This is a genomic window from Corynebacterium sp. LaCa_70, assembly GCF_058182015.1.
Window position 1 is genome coordinate 1249900 of sequence record NZ_CP190914.1, and the last position, 18328, is coordinate 1268227.

Here is an 18328-nt window from a genome sequence, read left to right on the forward strand (position 1 = left end):
TGCACAAGGAGTAATTAGCAACCATGATTCATTTCCTCACGGATACGACCACCACCGATATTGCCCGCGAGCTTAATCTGGCGCAAGAGCATTACACGCTGACCACTGGCCGAGTGTTGACGCTCATCATCATCGCTTCAGCGAGTGACGACGTTGAGGCCATCTTGCGCGCCAACCGCGATGCATCGCACGAGCACCCGGCCCGGGTACTGATTTTGTTGACGGCTGACTCTAACGATGACACCTACCTCGATGCTGAGCTGCGCGTTGGTGGTGAAGCCGGGGCATCTGAGATCGTCGTCATGACGCTCAACGGCGCGATGGCACACCACCCGTCGTCGATCGTCACCCCGTTGTTGCTGCCGGATACACCTATCGTCGCGTGGTGGCCTAATGTGCATCCTGATAACCCAGCTGCGGACCCAATAGGAAAGATCGCGCAACGTCGCATCACAAGCGCCCAGGACTTTTCGCAACTAGCCCGCAACTATGCGCCCGGTGACTCGGATACCGCGTGGTCGGCGATCACCGCGTGGCGTGGCATCGTTGCCTCAGCTCTGGATCGTTACCCACACCACGACGTGCACTCAGTGACCATCATCGGGAATCAAGGTCCCGAGCACGCCATTGCAGCAGGCTGGCTTGCCGACGCTTTAGGAATCCCTGTAACCCGTACGGCCGTGAGCCATGAGGATTCACCGCATGCTATCGATGCACTGCACTTAACGATGGATGATGGTGAAACTCTGAGCATCTCCCGCGCTGATAACCACACTGTCAGCGTCCACGTCCCAGGGGCTGCGCGTAGCCTCGTCGCGCTCAACGTCCGTAGCTGGGCAGAACGACTATCTGAAGAATTGCGGCATCTGGAACCAGACGATACATACGCACGTGCCCTTCGTGCAGCCAACGACGTGAAAGGACAATAATGACCACAGTCTTTCCTGCAACCGACAAACAGGACATGGCGCACAAGGTGGCACAGCGATTCGTTGATTTAGTCACCGAAATTCACGCAACCGGAGGTGGGGCACACGACGACGGCACTGTGCGCGTGGTGTTGACCGGTGGCTCTTCAGGAGCCGCGGTGCTCGAAGCTCTAGCTAGCAAAGGTACGGAGCTGGATTGGTCCCGTATCAGGATCTTTTTCGGGGATGAACGCAACCTGGCCGTCGACGATCCAGAATCCAACGAAGGGCTGGCACGCCGTGTCTTGCTTGACCAGCTGAATATTCCCGAAGACAATATTCACGGTTATGGCCTGGCTGGCAACGATGACCTTACAGATCGTGCCCGAGACTACGCCGCGGTGCTAGCGGATTTTGCGCCCGCGGGTTTTGACCTCCACCTCGTAGGCATCGGTGACGATGGGCATATCAATTCGTTGTTTCCCCACCACGCGGGGCTCGACAACGAAGCAACCGTCATAGCGGTGACGGACTCACCTAAGCCCCCAGCAGAGCGGCTGAGTTTGGGTATTCGCGCGGTGACGCATTCTGACCGGATTTGGTTTCTGGCTGCGGGAGAAAATAAATCCGATGCAGTCGCGCAGGTGCTCTCCACCGCGGAACCGGACAAGTCATGTCCAGCCACACTCGTGCATGGACGTATCGAAACTCTCTTGTTTAGTGACGTGATCCCCGCGCACTAATTTATGCTTGTGCACTACCCATCGCTGCACAAGCACTAGAATCCTGGGAAAGCACCGACACGCGAAAAACCCACCGGCTGGAAATGATTCCAACCGGTGGGTTCGTCGTTAGTGCGATGACGATGTGCAAGTTAAGCGAACTACAAGTTATAAGCCTGTAGCAAGTTCAACGCGACGATCGCTGCAATCCAAATCAACGCCAGGACGATTGTGTAGCGGGTCAGGTTCTTTTCCACCACGGTAGAACCAGACAAATTAGACTGCACGCCACCACCGAACAGGCTCGACAAACCGCCACCTTTGCCCTTATGGAGCAAGATGAAAATAGTCATCAATACTGCTGTAACCAGCAGGATGATCTGCAGCGCTAGTTGCATTCAGGTGTTCCTTCACAATGAGTGCGAGTTTATAGGTATACCGACGGTCGAGTATACCCTTAATGGGCAGCGAATGGGTGATTTGCTAAACCTGCGAGACGGATGCTGCTGCTAACTTAGCAAATTCTTCGCCATCCAGTGACGCGCCGCCCACCAGGCCGCCGTCGACGTCTGGCTGCGCAACGATATCCCCGATGGAATCCGTGCGCACTGAACCTCCATACAAAATGCGTATTGCTTCTGCTGTTTCCTCGTCTGCAAGCCTAGCGATCAAGCCGCGGAGTGCCTTGCACACCTCTTGCGCATCCTTTGGTGACGCTGCTTTGCCTGTGCCGATTGCCCAGATTGGCTCATAGGCCACGACGGTGCTCTTCAGCTGCTGAGGATCCAAACCGTCCAAGGAATTGCGGGCCTGCTCCACAATATAGTCGAGGTAGCTACCCGATTCCCGGATGTCTAGCGACTCACCGACACACACGATCGGCTTGATACCATGTCGATGCGCCACCTGGGCTTTCTGTGAGACCAGATCAGAGGTCTCGTGATGATAGTGGCGCCGCTCCGAATGGCCGACAATGACCCACTCGCAGCCCAATTTGGCAAGCATTGGTGCTGAAACATCGCCGGTATACGCTCCCTTTTCTTGGGAAGCCAGATTCTGTGCGCCGTAGCTGATCTTCATTTTCTCGCCACTGACCACGGTTTGAATCGAACGTAGATCAGTAAATGGTGCCAGCACCGCAATATCGACCTGTTCGTAGTACTCTTTCGGCAAAGCAAACGTCAGCTTCTGGATATTCTTGATGGCCTCGAGGTGGTCGAGGTTCATCTTCCAGTTACCGGCAATGAGCGGAGTTCGTGCCATGTGGTTCTCCTTGTGATGGTGCTAAACGTTCGGGTTTTTCAGGCAGTTTCTAGCGGGTCAGGACAGCGACGCCTGGAAGTTCTTTTCCTTCCAGGAATTCCAAGGAGGCTCCGCCACCAGTGGAAATATGGCTAAATCCAGCTTCATCCAGGCCTAGTGCGCGCACCGCAGAGGCAGAGTCCCCTCCACCGACAACGGTGAATGCTCCATTATCTGTGGCCGCAATAATGGCCTTGGCGACGCCTTCGGTACCCCGTGCAAATGGCTGCTTCTCGAATACGCCCATGGGACCATTCCAAAACACCGTCTTTGAGCCGGTAATGAGTTCTGCGAACTTCTCCACTGATTTCGGTCCGATATCCGGGGACAGCCAGCCTTCTGGGATGTCTGCGAGCCCGACAACCTGAGTATTCGCGTCGGCGGAAAATTCATCGGCGGCTAGCAGATCAACCGGCAGACAAATCTTGTCGCCGAAACGTTCCAGCAACTGTTGGCACGTCGGAATCATGTCTTCCTGCAGCAGCGAATTCTGCACGTTATAGCCCTGGGCAGCAAGGAATGTGTAGCACATACCGCCACCGATGATGATGTTGCGCGCCTTGCCTGCCAGCGCTTCAATAACGCCCAATTTATCGGAGACTTTTGAACCGCCCAACACCACGGTGTAATCCTGCTGCGGATCATCCGCAACCGCCGAAAGCTTTTCTAGCTCTGCCTCAACCAGGTACCCGGCATAGGCATCCAATTTGCCAGCAACCTCGAAGACCGAAGCCTGCGCGCGATGAACCACGCCAAACCCATCCGAGACAAACACTCCGTCATCAGCAGCTAACGCGGCCAGTTCCGCTGCGAACTCTTCCCGCTCGGCTGCGTCCTTCGACGTTTCCCGAGCATCGAAACGCACGTTTTCCAGCAACATGACGTCACCGTCGTTAAGCCCATTAGCACGTTCATGGGCATCTTCCCCCGTCACATCCTGCGCCAAAGCAACCCACTGGCCCAAAGCATCAGACAAAGCTTCCGCAACCGGCGCCAAAGAATACTTCTCGTTGAACTCGCCTTTCGGGCGGCCCAGGTGAGAAGCGATAATCACCTTGGCACCGGCGTCGACAAGCGCCTGAATAGTTGGCAACGCCGCCGTAATACGGCCGGGATCAGCGATGGCACCATCGTCGGTAAGCGGAACATTGAGATCCGCCCGCACCAATACGTGGCGGGAATCCAGGTCTTGCTCCAACAACTGCGCTAGCTTGCGAAATGCCAATGTCTCTTCCTTTACGCGATCAGATTCGTGTGCGATTCTACAGCGAACAATTTTGCAGCGAACAATTACTTGCGACGGACAAGCTCTGGCACGCTTCAATCAGTCCGAGGTTACAGCTGCGCCCCTACGTGTTTGCATAGTCGCAGCAACTGGCTACTGTAGCCCCATTCGTTGTCGTACCAGGCCACTACTTTGACCAAGGAGTCGCCGATAACCTTCGTCAACGGTGCATCAAAAATTGCGCCGTGGCCGTTGCCAACAATGTCGCTAGAGACCAATGGGTCTTCGGAATACTGCACAATTCCTGCCAAATGGCCCTCCGCCGCTTTCTGGATGGCTGAGTTAACCTCGTCGACGGTAACGCCGCGCTCGGCCTGGAACGTCAGCTCCATTGCCGAACCAGTGAGTGTAGGAACCCGTAATGCATAACCATCGAGCTTGCCAGCAAGCTCCGGAATCACAATGCCCACCGCTTTGGCTGCCCCCGTCGAGGTCGGAACAATGTTTTGTGCAGCCGCACGCGCCCGCCGAAGGTCCTTGTGCGGGCCGTCGACAAGCTGCTGGTCACCGGTATAGGCATGCACGGTCGTCATCAACCCGCTAGCGATCCCGAATTCCTGATGCAGGATCGACGCGATTGGCGCCAGGCAGTTTGTGGTGCACGAGGCTGCGGAAATGACGTCGTGTTGGGTTGAATCGTAAGAATCCGAATTGATTCCATACACAAAAGTCGCATCGACATCCTTGCCAGGTGCCGACAAAATCACCTTTTTTGCGCCCGATTCCAAGTGTGGGTGGGCTTGCTCGCTGGAGCGGAATTTGCCGGTAGCTTCAACCACGATATCGACGTCGTGGGTTTCCCACAGCAATTGCGACGGTTCGTTGATGCTGGTTAACGCAATACGCTGCCCATCGACAACCAGGGAATTTGCCTCACCAGATTCGACAGAAACGGTGGCCGCGAGCGGACCTGACACGGTGTCGAACTTCAACAGATGTGCCAAAGTTTCCGGCGGCGCCACGTCGTTAATGGCAACAATCTCAATATCTCCCGGCGATTCCAGGACGGCGCGCAAAAAGCTGCGCCCAATTCGGCCGAAGCCGTTAATTGCTACACGAGTCATAGCGCCATATTACCGCGTGACGGCAGCAACCGCTGTTCGTTTCTGAGTTTCCCCTTAGTTTTCTGCACTCTCGGAGTCATTGGAGTGATTGTTGTGCTCAGTAGCCGCAAAATCGTCGTCGAAAAGGTCCTCGTCGATGCCCTCGGAGGTATCCGGAATGCCGAGTTCTTCCGCACGCTTATCCGCCATCGATAACAGTCTGCGGATACGTCCAGCAACCGCGTCTTTGGTCATCTGCGGATCACCGAGCTTACCCAGTTCCTCCAACGACGCCTGACGGTATTTCACGCGGAGATTGCCCGCATCCGCTAGATGCTCCGGTACCTCGTCGCCAAGAATTTCCATCGCCCGGTGCACCCGGGCAGCGGCTGTCACCGCAGCACGTGCTGATCGACGTAAGTTCGCATCATCGAAATTGGCCAAGCGATTCTGCGAAGCCCGGGCTTCTCGCCGCAAGCGTTTCTCGTCCCATTCCAGGCGCGTAACCTGCGCTCCCATACGACTCAGTAACGCACCAATCGCTTCCCCATCGCGTATGACCACTCGGTCCGTGCCGCGGGATTCTTTGGTTTTCGCCGCGATTCCCAGCCTGCGCGCACAGCCCACCAAGGCAAGAGCTGCTTCTTGACACGGGCAAGAAACTTCCAACGACGAGGAACGACCCGGCTCCGTGAGAACTCCCTGGGCTAAAAACGCTCCCCTCCAGGCGGCCTCATTGTCAGCAATCGTTCCAGAAATTACCTGCGGGGGAAGGCCCACTACCGCATGCCCAGATTTCGTCACCAGCCCAAGCCGACGGGCAATCATCTTCGCATTCCGGGTGATACTCAGTTGGTAGCGCGGATTCTTTTGCGCACTGGCAGGACCAGCTGCGGTGGGACGAATCGTGATATTAAACAATTCTTCCAAGTCGTTTGCCAATCGCTGCGCCACCGATAGTGAACTTAGTTCCACCTCGATCGTCAAAATATCGCCGACGATTTCCATCGTTCCCGCTAATCGCAAAATTGCGGCGACTTCTGCACTCCGAGCGGATTGCTTAGCAGGAACCACCCGAGTGAGTTCCTCTTTGACTTGGTCTGTGAGCCCCACAGCAGCACTCTGCCTTTCGTCTGATGAGTCGATAGTTTCTAGCCGGGTGTTAAATTTTCCCGGAACCGCGGAAATGCACAGCCCAATATTACGTTGCCCGGTTTACCAGGAACTTGGCATAAACTTCGCGCAAAGTATCCGCGAGTTTCGCTTCCTCGTGCCGGGAACTTTCCCTGCCTGCTTCGTCTATTTCACGAACATCGGCAAAAACCATCTCAGCTTGCAATATTCGCGCGGCTTTGCGCAAATATTCTCGTTCTGCTTCCGAGGTTACTGATGCAGAGTCACAAATCACCACATCTACGTGTAACCCTGGCGCATGCTGAGCAAGAACGTGGATGTGCCGCTCATATGAAAAACCCTGTGTCTCCCCGGGTTCTCCATTCAAATTCAACACCAGTACACGCAGACCCGAACACTCGTTAATCGCGCGCACGATTTCGGGCAAGACTAAGTGCGGTATCACACTAGAAAACCAGGAACCTGGCCCGATCGTCACAAGTTCCGCATCAGCGATTGCTTTAAGCGCCGCAGGATTAATCTGCGGATTACTAGGAATCACACTGACTCGTCGTACTTGGCCAGGCGTGGAAGCCACCGCAACCTGTCCACGCACTGAACGCATCACGCGTGGGTCCTCGTCCAAACCTGAAACATCGGCCTGGATATCTAATGGTTCTGTACACACCGGCAATACCCGACCTTGCGCCCCGGTTAAGCGCGTCACCGCATCCAGCGCCGCCTGTTCTTGCCCCAGAATCTCTTTTAATGCAGTGATCAACAGATTGCCAAGGGCATGACCAGCCAACGCACCGCTGCCGCCAAATCGGTGCTGGAGAGTTTGTTCCCAGAATTTAGCTTCCTCGCTGTCGCTGACCGACAACGCAACCAGAGCCATGCGTAAATCACCTGGCGGGATCATGTCAAATTCTTTACGCAACCGTCCGGAACTACCGCCGTCATCCGCCACCGTGACAATCGCTGAAATGTGCTCAGCCCCTAACCGTCGGGCCGCCTTGAGGGTTTGGAACAAACCGTGGCCACCGCCAAGCGAAGCGATGCGCTCTGGCAGCTGCCTATCAGAGTGGAATTGTTCATTGGCAGGCGTCTCGGGTACAGGTGGCGGTGTCGAAACCATGTTGCAGCTAGTATTCCTTCTCGTAAATCGATGAGTGAATTATGAGTAACCGAGCCCGGTTACGGGTATACGCAGATTTATGACCTCGGACTGTTGGTCACTGCTAGTAGTTGTTAGTCACTGCTAGTCGCTGTTAGTCACTGAGTCCTGGAAACCACAAAGGCGCTTAGATCGTGGTCCCTAAGACCTGTCGAAATCGCGGTGCATAACGTTAATTTCCAGGTCCTCGCGTTGGCGCAGCCTGCGCGCTACTTCTTCAGAAATTGCTACCGAGCGATGATGCCCGCCAGTACACCCGATAGCGACGGTGATGAAGTTTTTTCCTTCATGCCGATACCCAGAAAGCATCGAATCAAACATCTTCTCGAAGTTTCCGATAAAGTTCTCTGCCGCGGGGCTTTCCAGTACATAATCAGCCACCGGCCCATCGGTACCGCGATATTCCCGCAGCTCCGGGATCCAATACGGGTTAGGCAGAAAACGCACGTCCAACATCAGATCCGCATCGCGCGGAGCACCATGCTTAAACCCGAACGATTCAATGACCACATGTTGCTTATCAAGGCCCATCGAACCAAAACTCGCCTCCATCGCACGACGCAGATCATGCACAGAGAGATTTGAGGAATCGATAATCACATCAGCGCGTGCCTTCAACGCAGAAATCGCTTCCCGCTCCCGCTGAATACCCACCTGAAGGGTATCGTCCTCCTGCAGCGGGTGCGTCCGGCGCACGGAATCAAACCGGCGAATCAAAACGTCGTCACGAGCATCCATAAACAACACCGTGACTGGCATATCGCGGCGTTCTAATTCATCTTTGGCGGACAGAATCGACCCCCCAAACATGCGAGAACGCACATCCGCCACGACGGCAACTTTGTCAACCGGTGAATTCTCATCCGCGCACAAATCTAACAGCTGCACCATCAATTCCGGTGGCAGATTATGCGCAACATAAAAGCCTTTGTCTTCCAGCACGCGAGCAGCCGAAGACAGCCCGGCACCGGACATTCCGGTGAGTAAAATTGGCGACGTGGCGAATGTGGTCATGGCTTACAGCATAGTCGGTGCATCACATCGGTGCGATTTACCGAAAACGCCGGTAAACCTACTTGTGGAGCGCAGTATAAATATTTTCCGCTAATGCCGGACCGAACCCCTTGACCTCAGTGATCTCCTCAACACTCGCCTGCTTCAGCTTTTTCACGGATCCAAAATGCTTCACCAAATCTGCGCGCCGGGCCGGGCCCAGCCCAGGCACCGCATCCAATGCCGAACTGCGCAGACGTTTTGAGCGTTGCTGCCGGTGGTAACTGATGGCAAAACGGTGTGCTTCATCACGGATATGCTGCAACAAGTACAGTGCTTCACTACCACGCGGGAGAATTATCGGTTCGTCATCACCCGGAACCCAAATCTCTTCGAGGCGTTTTGCCAAACCAATCAACGCCACATCCACTACGCCGAGCTCATCGAAGACTTTTTGCGCGGCATTCACCTGCGGCAATCCGCCATCGACGACGAATAACTGCGGCGGGTACGCAAATTTCTTGCCATCAGCGGATTCCTCGGTGACGTCTTCATCGGAAAACGTCGTTGCTTCCAGTTCCTCATCTGGGACGTGCAATTTATCGTCTTGGTGCCGTTTGAACCGCCTTCTGGTGACCTCCGCGATGGACGCGACGTCGTCCGAATGTCCCTCGCCTGCTGCTTCTTTGATGCGGTACCGCCGATAGCTGGATTTGCGCGGCAGGCCATCCTCAAAAACCACCAATGATGCCACGACATCAGTACCTTGAATATGCGAGATATCGATGCACTCGATGCGCAACGGGGCGGTGTCCAAGAACAACGCCGATTGCAGATCCTGGAGCGCGGCCGATCGTGCGGTTAGATCCCCGACGCGTTTGAGTTTGTGTTGTTTCAGTGCATCCTTGGCGTTGCGGTAGACGGTGTCCATCAGCGCCTTTTTGTCGCCGCGCTGCGGTACGCGTAGCTCTACCGGCCCGCCGCGTAAATCAGAAAGCACCGTGGAGACTTGCTTGCTGTCCTGGGGTTCGGTGTGCACCATGATCTGGCGCGGAATAACAGCCCGGGTGGTCTGTCCCGTAGCCCCGACATGCTCTCGGCTATCTGCGCGTGATTGTTGATCGACCCCGCGTCGATCAATGAGCTTCGCGTCTTCAGCAGCTTCTAGTTCTTCGCGTTCGGCGGCATCGGAATAAAACTGCACCAAGAAATTCTCAATGAGCTCAGGAAGCTCCGTGAGCTTTTCGACGACCCAACCACGCTGGCCCCGAATACGACCATCACGCACGTGGAAAATTTGCACTGCGGCTTCCAGCTCGTCGTCGGCAAAAGCTATGAGATCTGCAGCGGTCCCGTCCCCCAAAACTACTGTCTGTTGTTCCATCAACTTGTCAATCGCCCCGAGGTCATCCCGCAAGCGGGCCGCGCGTTCAAATTCAAGCTCTTCGGAAGCTTGCTCCATCTCTGCGGTCAGACGCTTGACAACATCATTTGTCCGTCCACGCATGAACGACACCAAACCATCGACCGTGTCCCGGTGCTCGGCGACGCTGACCCGCCCGATGCACGGAGCATCGCATTTGCCAATATATCCCAGTAGACAAGGCCTACCCAAGCGTTCATGCCGTCGATACACCCCAGCAGAGCAACTGCGCATCGGAAATACGCGCAGCAACAAATCCATGGTTTCGCGCACCGCCCAGGCATGCGAGTACGGGCCGAAATACCGAACCCCACGCTTACGCGGCCCGCGGTAAAAAAACACGCGCGGGACTTGTTCACCCACTGAGACCGCGAGCATTGGATAAGTCTTATCGTCGCGGTACATGACGTTAAACCGTGGATCGAACTTTTTAATCCAGGTGTACTCGAGCTGCAGTGCTTCGACCTCACTGGCAACCACTGTCCATTCCACCGAGCTGGCCGTCTGCACCATTTGCCTGGTTCGTGGGTGCAGTTGTGTGATGTCTTGAAAGTAGTTCGACAGACGCGCCCGGAGGTTTTTCGCCTTGCCGACGTAGACGACGCGCCGGTTTTCGTCGCGAAATTTGTACACTCCCGGTTCCGTGGGAATCGTCCCCGGCGCCGGGCGGTAGGTTGCTGGGTCGCTCATTCTACTGGATCACTTAGGGTGCTAGATCGCTAAAGGTGTTAGGACGCTCTGTAGAGCTGGTTATTCTTCTGGCATGTACTGTGCTTCAAGTGCACGGAATTTCCGGACTGCTTCAATCGTATCTTTGCCATCCGAGGCTTGGATCGCCCACAGCGGCATATATTCAAACTCTGGCAGCTCTAAGCGTGCCATCCGCGCGCCTTCTGGGAAAGACAAACCGTAGATCAGCTGCCAATAATAAAATCTGGTGCCAATAATATTGCGGACTTCCACGCCATCACTGTTCACGCGCACACGCGGACGAGACAACGCAAGCCAGACCAACACGGAGATAATCAGCCCGACGCCGGGAAACGCGATGAAGTCAATCCCGGTAACTGCAGCGCCCGTAAATTCCAGGCTTAATTGCCACGCCATGAAAATGTGCACGGCCAAGATGATCGGGATCAAGATCCCGGCATAAACCCGCAGGCGTCGGGAAGTGATAGTCAGTTGCCAAGGCTTATCGCTGGTCACAGAAAACGGGTCTAGTGCGGTATACGCCGCTAACTTTTTCTCATCGAGCTGCTTGCGGGAACTCCCCTCATGCGACTGGGATGTCATGCTTGCTCCTGCTCATTAGATAGCTGCTGTTCGCGCAAAATACGCAGTGTCGCCAAAGTATCGAGCGCTGCGGTCATGGCTTCGCCGCCTTTGTCTTCAATGGAATCAGGAAATCCTGCCCGAGCAAGCGCTTGTTCCTGGGAATTGACCGTCAGCACCCCGTTCGCGACCGGGGTAGCTTCATCCAGGCTGACCCTAGTGAGCCCTTGGGTCACTGAATCACAGACATAGTCAAAATGTGGGGTGCCACCGCGAATCACGCATCCCAGTGCAACGACAGCGTCGAACTGCCGGGCTGCCTGTTGCACCACTACGGGCAATTCGATAGCGCCCATGACGTGGGCTTCGACAACTTCTGCCCCTGCTTCGGTTGCTACCGCGACCGCGCGCGAACGCATCTGTTCACACACTTCCTCATTCCAGCGGGTTGTCACTACGCACACGCGAGCGCCTGCAGCACTACCGCTGCTGATATTGCTCGCTGGTGCTCCTCCGTGTGCCATGTCAGTTCCTCGCTCCTGTTGGTGTCGGTGTTGTTGGTGCCGGTGTTGTTGCACCTGGCCTATCGCCAGTGGTTTCGTTGGGTTTAGCTTCTGCATGCCGCGCATCCCATTCCGCGACCGTCGGCAAATCATGCCCCATGCGATCACGCTTGGTGCGCAGATAAGAAATATTGTCCTCGTTAGCTTCCGTCACCAGCGCGGTGCGCTGAGAGACTTCCACCCCAAAGCCCTCGAGCCCTTCTGCTTTAAAGGGATTATTAGTCAACAAATTCGCCGTGGCGATACCAAGATCAGCAAGGATTTGGCCAGCCACAGAAAACTCGCGAGCATCCGCTGGCAGTCCTTGCTCTAGATTCGCATCGACAGTATCGGAACCGTTTTCCTGCAAGCGATAGGCCTTGAGCTTGGCCAGCAATCCGATCCCACGGCCTTCATGGCCACGGATATAAATCACTACCCCGCGACCAGCTTCTTGAATATAGTCAATCGCTTGATCGAGCTGTTGTCCGCAATCGCAGCGTCGCGAATGAAATACATCTCCGGTCAGGCATTCCGAATGCACGCGCACCGGAACATCGGTGGCATCACGTAAATCCTCTACTGACCCCGCAATCAACGCCACATGTTCTGTGCCATCCACCTGGTGGCGATAACCCAACGCGGTCATCGGACCAGCATCCGTCGGCAAGCTGGTTTCGACTTCCCGAATTACTTGCATTTCATTACGACGGCGCCACTGGATCATTTGCTCAATCGAGATCAATGCCAGCCCGTGCTCATCGGCGAATTCACGCAGCTCCGGCAAACGCGCCATGTCAGTCGGATCTTTTTCGGAGACGATCTCACAAATAGCACCAGCTGGGCGCAGACCCGCTAATCGAGCGAGATCAACCGATGCTTCAGTATGCCCGTTGCGCTCCAATACTCCGTTTGGACGCGCGCTCAGCGGCACGACATGTCCAGGCCGGGTAAATTGTTCGCGATCAGCATCATCAGCTGCTAATGCACGCAAAGTTTTCGCGCGGGTCGTCGCAGAGATGCCGGTCGTCCCATCATTGAAATCTACCGTGACCGTATAAGCAGTTCCGCGCACGTCCTCATTAATAGCGGTCATGGGTGGCAGACCCAGACGGTTGAGGTCATGCGGCAACATCGGCGCGCAAATATAGCCGGAGGTATAGCGAACCATGAACGCCACCAGTTCCGGGGTGGCTTTTTCGGCGGCAAAGATGAGATCGCCTTCGTTCTCCCGATCTTCGTCGTCAACAACAACGACCGCCTTGCCTGCGCGAATATCGGCTATCGCACGCTCGACGCTATCAAGTTTAATCTCACTGCCATCCTGGGTGACCTCGGTGCTCATATGCCTCCACCTTAGTGCGTGTCCGACGGAAAATTATAACTGGTCGGCGTACCTGCAGCCAACAGCTTTTCGACGTATTTGCCGATGATATCGACCTCCAGGTTCACCGTTTCGCCCACCGCCAATTGCCCCAAGGTGGTTACGGCCAAAGTCGTGGGAATCAAGGAAACTTCAAACCAGTGCTCAGCCTGATGCTGGGCAGTTGAACTCGCTGTATCTTGTGAATTCGTGGCGTCCGCAGTAGCTGTGTCAGAAACTGCTGCGTCAGAAATCGCAGACACCGTCAAAGAAACCCCGCTGACGGCGATTGAGCCCTTTTCCACGACGTATTTCACCAGGGGCTCTGGTAGCTGGAACCGTAATACGTCCCAGTGCTCGGAAGCAGTACGCGAGACTAAAGTAGCCGTACCGTCGACGTGGCCTTGCATAATATGGCCACCAAGCCTGGAATCCGCCCGTAATGCGCGCTCCAAATTCACAGCACTGCCGGGCCGGAGGTCTCCTAACGACGAACGGTTAAGCGATTCCTGCATGACATCCGCAACAAAGACACCGGAAGCAACGTCTAATTCAGAAACAGTCAAGCAGACACCATTGACTGCAATGGAATCACCAAGACGCGCATCCGTAAGGATGTGCCGACCGGAAATGCTTATCCGGACCGCGTCACCGACGTTGTCCACCGCCGTAACTTCCCCTGTAGTTTCCACCAATCCACTAAACATTATTCGCCACCTTTCACTGCTGCCGGTTTTCGGGCGTGCGCCCTGGCACCATTGTCAACAACACATCGCCGCCGAGTATTTCCACGTCGCTTATCTGCAGGCGCATCCCTTCCGCCAAACTCTGCCCAACAGCAGATTCGAGCACACTACGGCCCTGTCCTAACAGCAAAGGGGCGATATATGCTTGCACTGCGTCCACATAGCCCTGAGCAACGAATGCACTCAACAGCTTTGGACCGCCTTCCACCAGCACGTCACGGCAGCCCTGCTCCCATAAAGCAGTCAATGCAGTCGGAATATCCGGATATTGTGCGTAACCCAACCGTTGCAAGTTGCTGCATTCTGTCAGATCCGAAGCACCAATGACCACACGCTGTGGTTGCTGCTGGTACCAGGCAGTTTCTCCTGCTTCGGTAGTATAACGAGCAGTCAGCGACGGATTATCCGCCAATGCGGTACCAGTACCGATAATGATCGCATCACGCTTACTACGATCCAGGTGCACCCGCTCGCGGGCTGCGGTACCTGTAATCCACTGGCTCGACCCATCGATTGCGGCGCTGAAGCCATCGACAGACTGTGCAAACTTCAGCGTGACATGCACTCGGCCCATGGCTGTTGCGTGCAGCCATGGACGAAGCTCATCATTGTGCATCTCGCCCTCGTCAGGGCCTGCAGCTTCGAGGTGAAAAACGGGAATTCCTGCGGCACGCAGTTTTTCGGCCCCACCGGCAGCAATCGCGTTGGGATCCGCATGCACGTAATGCACCGAGGCTACACCTGCATCAATAAGTGCCTGCGCACACGGGCCAGTCCTGCCGAAATGATTACAAGGCTCAAGTGTGACTACCGCATGCGCTCCACGCGCAGCCGCACCGGCGTGCTCTAAGGCAACGATTTCCGCATGCCGCCCACCTGGAGGTTCTGTTGCACCTATTCCGCAAATCTCGCCGGTGGCGGTTACCAGCACTGCCCCTACCGGCGGGTTGGGACTGGTGCTGCCGCGAACCGTATCGCCAGCTTTGTGTGCGGCAGCTAGCGCCGCGTTAAGTATGTGAGCCGCAAGGGGGCTCTCGTCCATTGCCGGTGCCATTTAGTGGTGCGTCGCTCCAACAGCGAGTTCGCGGAGGTTATCGACCGCCGCGGCGGGGTTATCCTTTTTGAATACGGCAGAACCTGCCACGAATGCGTCACAGCCTGCTTCCGCGGATTTCTCAATGGTGTTCTCAGAGATTCCACCATCAATTTCGATAACACAATCCAGGTGCTTCTCATCGATCCTTTGGCGCAATGCACGGACTTTATCTAATTGGTCCGGCATGAACGATTGCCCGCCGAATCCGGGTTCCACGCTCATTACCAATGCTAAGTCGAAGTGTTCCAAATCATCGAGATACGGCTCAATCGGTGTCCCAGGTTTCAAGGAAAATCCTGCGCGCACACCTTTCTCACGAATCTTTTTCGCCAACCCGATGTGATCCTCGGTGGCTTCGACATGGAAGATTATGCAATCAGCCCCCGCCGCGACATAGGCGTCTACCCACTCCTCAGGCTTTTCAATCATGAGATGCACGTCGAGCTGCTGTTCGGTGATTTTGTCAACGGTCGCCGTGATGTCTGGGCCGAAAGACAGGTTCGGAACAAAGTGACCATCCATGATGTCCACGTGAATCCAGTCAGCATTGTCAACGGCACGTACTTGATCACCCAGCTGTGAAAAATCGGCCGCCAAGATTGACGGATTAATCAAGGCTCTTTGCTTGACGTTTAGGCCGTCCTGGCGGGCGCGGTTTCCCGCTGCGTGGGTATCATTTTCGAGGTGGGCGGAATCGCGAACAGACATACCGCCCATTCTACGACTACTCCGGCTTACGGCGCAGCACCGCGAAAAACATGGCATCAGTACCATGTCGATGCGGCCACATCTGTGCAGAGCGGAATGCGCCGTCTCCTCCAATACCTGGCATCGGCGGCAGCACCGAAGCCGCCGACAACTCTTCGAGATCCGGACTATCGGCGTCGGACATAACCGCATCAACGATTTCCCGGGTTTCCCGCAAGTCCGGTGAACACGTGGAATAAACCACCACACCGCCCGGGCGGACCAACCGCAGTGCCGAACGCAACAATTCCACCTGCACAACATTCAGCTCTTCGATATCAGCGTCGTCCTTTTTCCACCGTGCTTCAGGGCGGCGTCGTAAAGCGCCCAATCCGGAACAGGGGGCGTCGACAAGCACCCGATCATAGCCAGGCTTTAGGCCCGGATCCCGGCCATCCGCTTGATATACCGTGACGGGCAGATCCCCAACCGTGGAGCGAATAAGCTCTGCGCGGTGCGGAGAAATTTCCACCGCATCGACCGTAGCACCATCGATGCCCGCTAATGCGCCAAGCAACGCCGCCTTGCCACCAGGCCCCGCGCACAAATCCAGCCACCTGCCGGAATCGTTTCCACTAACCTCGGCTTGCGCCACTGCGCGGGCAATCAACTGCGAACCTTCATCCTGGACCGCCCCCAATGACTGCTGTACCGGCTCCAAAGCACCCGGATTTCCGCCGGACTCTAAATAAACCGCATAAGGGCTGTACCGAGCCGTCTCCCCTCCGATCATCAACGCGAGTTCCTCTGCGCTGATCTCGCCAGGACGTGCAACCAAATGCACCACGGGGCGTTCAGAATCGGCAGCGAGCAGCTCACCGAGTTCCGGATGGATCCGTGTCGCTGCCGCAGAATCCACAGCATCCGCAGCGTCCGCAACCGCGCGATTACCAATTCCAAGAGCACTAGGGGTGTTTTCGCTGGACGTTGCCCACAAGGCCGCATTAAAGGAACGTGCGATCCACTCCGGATGCGCGTTGGCAAACGCCAATCCTGCCAACTCACCATCCGGTCGCAGCTGGCTCATCCAGTCTGCCTTTGGGGTACGCCCGATCGTGCGCAAAATTCCGTTGACGAAGCCCTTAGCCTTGCTGTGCCCAGCTGTTTCCACCAACCGAACCGAAGTATCCACTGCCGCATGATCATCGACCCGCGTGAACAACAGCTGGTAGGCGCCAAGGCGCAGGGAATTCAACACGGCGGTTGCCAAAGACTCCAACTCGCGCGAGGAACATTCCTCCAAGACAGTGTCAATAATCCCGAGGCAACGCAGGCACCCATACGTGATCTCCGTGGCGAATGCCGCATCGCGTCCCTTTAGACGCGCTTGCCGCAAAGATTTCGGCAGAATCAAATTCGCATAGGCATCATCGTCACTGACTCGGTTCAACACTTCGAATGCCACCAGGCGTGGCTTGTCGACGCCCGCTGGTGCCTGGTGTTCGCGATTCCGGTCCTGCCGTTTAGAGTATTTTTGGTTGTTTTGCTGTTTTTCGCTCGGCGCGCCCTGCTTCCCCTTCTGCGCCTTTGTGCGTCCGGGGCGCTGTGACTGACCAGAACGCGCCCGAGAACGAAAACCTCCAGCGGCTGCACTCATGACAAAATTCCTTCCGGTTGACTACCACGTGCCCAATCTGCAGCATCCATCTTCTTCTTGCCAGGTGCTTGCACCATTCCCAAACGCACCGGCGTGGTCGCCGTGCCGACGAAAACGTCATTTTTGGTGACCTGGATTTCGCCCGGTGCTAACGCAGTTTCCTTCAACAACACGGTTTCGTTCAACACCGTAGCGGCATTGGAACCTGGTTTGACCACCGTCACCGGCGAAATCTTTAACCGCTGATCCCCCAACATCGTCCACGCACCTGGACCCGGGGTATATGCACGGATGTGGCGATCCACCGCGAAATCTGGCTGCGCCCAGTCGATCCGGGCTTGATCAGCCGAAATTTTCGGTGCATAGGTTGCCTCACCAGTTTGTGGTTGCGCCTCCAGGCGATCGTCGGCAAGCCCATCCATGGTGGCTACAAGCAAATCTGCACCTGAATATGCCAACCGTGTCAATAAATCATCGGCGGTATCATCGTCGTGAATTACCTCGGTGACTGTGCCCAGGACATCGCCAGTATCTAAGCCTTCCTCGATGCGAAACGTGCTCGCCCCAGTGATGTCATCGCCATGAGCAATCGCGGCTTGCACCGGGGCAGCCCCGCGCCAGTGCGGCAATAACGAAAAATGCAGATTGATCCAGCCATGACGGGCCGCCGACAAAAGATCAGGACTGATCAATTTGCCATAAGCCACGACCGCGACCGCCTCCGGAGCCAGTTCCCGTAGCCATTCACGTACCTGGACGCCATCGTCGGTATCAGCGCGCAGGGTCTCCGGCTTCAGCACCTCGATTCCCCGCTCCTGTGCCACCGCTGCCACCGGCGACGGAGCCAAGTTTCTTCCACGCCCTCGTCGCGCATCAGGACGCGTGAGCACCCCGACGACGTCATGCTCAGAACCCAATAACGCTTCTAAAGCTACGACAGCTGGCTCCGGCGTACCAGCAAACACAATCCGCATAGTTTTCACTGCTCCTTCATCAACG

At 55.9% G+C, this 18328-nt stretch carries 18 protein-coding genes; 2 read left to right on the forward strand and 16 right to left on the reverse strand.

Features of this window, described 5'->3' with window-relative positions:
- Window positions 1-23: 23 nt before the first annotated feature.
- Window positions 24-929, forward strand: coding sequence for a glucose-6-phosphate dehydrogenase assembly protein OpcA (locus ACP8MI_RS05660; protein WP_018119593.1), 906 nt, complete (start codon window positions 24-26; stop codon window positions 927-929).
- Complete coding sequence (pgl, locus tag ACP8MI_RS05665) at window positions 929-1651, forward strand: 6-phosphogluconolactonase (protein ID WP_018119594.1); 723 nt, start codon at window positions 929-931, stop codon at window positions 1649-1651. The genes ACP8MI_RS05660 and pgl overlap by 1 nt, the downstream gene beginning before the upstream one ends.
- A 140-nt stretch (window positions 1652-1791) precedes the next feature.
- Here pgl and secG read toward each other — a convergent pair whose 3' ends face one another.
- From secG to fmt, 16 genes are all read right to left on the reverse strand, one after another.
- Complete coding sequence (gene secG / locus ACP8MI_RS05670; RefSeq protein ID WP_018119595.1) at window positions 1792-2028, reverse strand: preprotein translocase subunit SecG; 237 nt, start codon at window positions 2026-2028, stop codon at window positions 1792-1794.
- An 85-nt stretch (window positions 2029-2113) separates the two neighbouring features.
- Window positions 2114-2893, reverse strand: coding sequence for a triose-phosphate isomerase (tpiA, locus tag ACP8MI_RS05675; protein ID WP_284589499.1), 780 nt, complete (start codon window positions 2891-2893; stop codon window positions 2114-2116).
- 49 nt (window positions 2894-2942) lie between these two features.
- Window positions 2943-4157, reverse strand: a complete 1215-nt coding sequence (locus ACP8MI_RS05680) for a phosphoglycerate kinase (RefSeq protein WP_018119597.1) — start codon at window positions 4155-4157, stop codon at window positions 2943-2945.
- Window positions 4158-4267: 110 nt separating this feature from the next.
- The gene (gene gap, locus ACP8MI_RS05685) at window positions 4268-5281 is read right to left on the reverse strand and encodes a type I glyceraldehyde-3-phosphate dehydrogenase (RefSeq protein WP_018119598.1); all 1014 of its coding nucleotides are present in this window, start codon (window positions 5279-5281) and stop codon (window positions 4268-4270) included.
- Window positions 5282-5335: 54 nt separating this feature from the next.
- On the reverse strand, window positions 5336-6373 hold the full coding sequence (gene whiA, locus ACP8MI_RS05690; RefSeq protein ID WP_018119599.1) for a DNA-binding protein WhiA: 1038 nt from the start codon (window positions 6371-6373) through the stop codon (window positions 5336-5338).
- Between the two features lie 88 nt (window positions 6374-6461).
- Window positions 6462-7511 carry a gluconeogenesis factor YvcK family protein gene (locus ACP8MI_RS05695; RefSeq protein WP_018119600.1) on the reverse strand — a complete coding sequence of 350 codons (1050 nt, stop codon included), beginning with the start codon at window positions 7509-7511 and terminating at the stop codon, window positions 6462-6464.
- A 180-nt stretch (window positions 7512-7691) separates the two neighbouring features.
- On the reverse strand, window positions 7692-8564 hold the full coding sequence (rapZ, locus tag ACP8MI_RS05700; RefSeq protein ID WP_018119601.1) for an RNase adapter RapZ: 873 nt from the start codon (window positions 8562-8564) through the stop codon (window positions 7692-7694).
- Window positions 8565-8622: 58 nt separating this feature from the next.
- Window positions 8623-10656, reverse strand: coding sequence for an excinuclease ABC subunit UvrC (gene uvrC / locus ACP8MI_RS05705; protein WP_049148308.1), 2034 nt, complete (start codon window positions 10654-10656; stop codon window positions 8623-8625).
- A gap of 60 nt (window positions 10657-10716) precedes the next feature.
- Complete coding sequence (locus ACP8MI_RS05710; RefSeq protein WP_018119603.1) at window positions 10717-11259, reverse strand: PH domain-containing protein; 543 nt, start codon at window positions 11257-11259, stop codon at window positions 10717-10719.
- On the reverse strand, window positions 11256-11762 hold the full coding sequence (ribH, locus tag ACP8MI_RS05715) for a 6,7-dimethyl-8-ribityllumazine synthase (protein WP_018119604.1): 507 nt from the start codon (window positions 11760-11762) through the stop codon (window positions 11256-11258). The genes ACP8MI_RS05710 and ribH overlap by 4 nt, the downstream gene beginning before the upstream one ends.
- Before the next feature lies 1 nt (window position 11763).
- Window positions 11764-13125: a bifunctional 3,4-dihydroxy-2-butanone-4-phosphate synthase/GTP cyclohydrolase II gene (locus tag ACP8MI_RS05720; protein ID WP_018119605.1), complete on the reverse strand. Its 1362-nt coding sequence runs from the start codon at window positions 13123-13125 to the stop codon at window positions 11764-11766.
- A gap of 11 nt (window positions 13126-13136) precedes the next feature.
- On the reverse strand, window positions 13137-13850 hold the full coding sequence (locus ACP8MI_RS05725) for a riboflavin synthase (RefSeq protein ID WP_018119606.1): 714 nt from the start codon (window positions 13848-13850) through the stop codon (window positions 13137-13139).
- Window positions 13851-13863: 13 nt separating this feature from the next.
- Entirely contained in the window at window positions 13864-14931 is a 1068-nt protein-coding gene (ribD, locus tag ACP8MI_RS05730; RefSeq protein ID WP_026167706.1) for a bifunctional diaminohydroxyphosphoribosylaminopyrimidine deaminase/5-amino-6-(5-phosphoribosylamino)uracil reductase RibD, read from the reverse strand.
- Window positions 14932-14943: 12 nt separating this feature from the next.
- Entirely contained in the window at window positions 14944-15693 is a 750-nt protein-coding gene (rpe, locus tag ACP8MI_RS05735; protein ID WP_018119608.1) for a ribulose-phosphate 3-epimerase, read from the reverse strand.
- Between the two features lie 16 nt (window positions 15694-15709).
- On the reverse strand, window positions 15710-17329 hold the full coding sequence (locus ACP8MI_RS05740; RefSeq protein WP_425654125.1) for an RsmB/NOP family class I SAM-dependent RNA methyltransferase: 1620 nt from the start codon (window positions 17327-17329) through the stop codon (window positions 15710-15712).
- Window positions 17326-18303 (reverse strand): methionyl-tRNA formyltransferase, encoded by a 978-nt coding sequence (gene fmt / locus ACP8MI_RS05745; RefSeq protein ID WP_018119610.1) that lies wholly within the window; start codon window positions 18301-18303, stop codon window positions 17326-17328. Before fmt ends, ACP8MI_RS05740 begins: the two co-directional genes overlap by 4 nt.
- Between the last annotated feature and the right edge of the window lie 25 nt (window positions 18304-18328).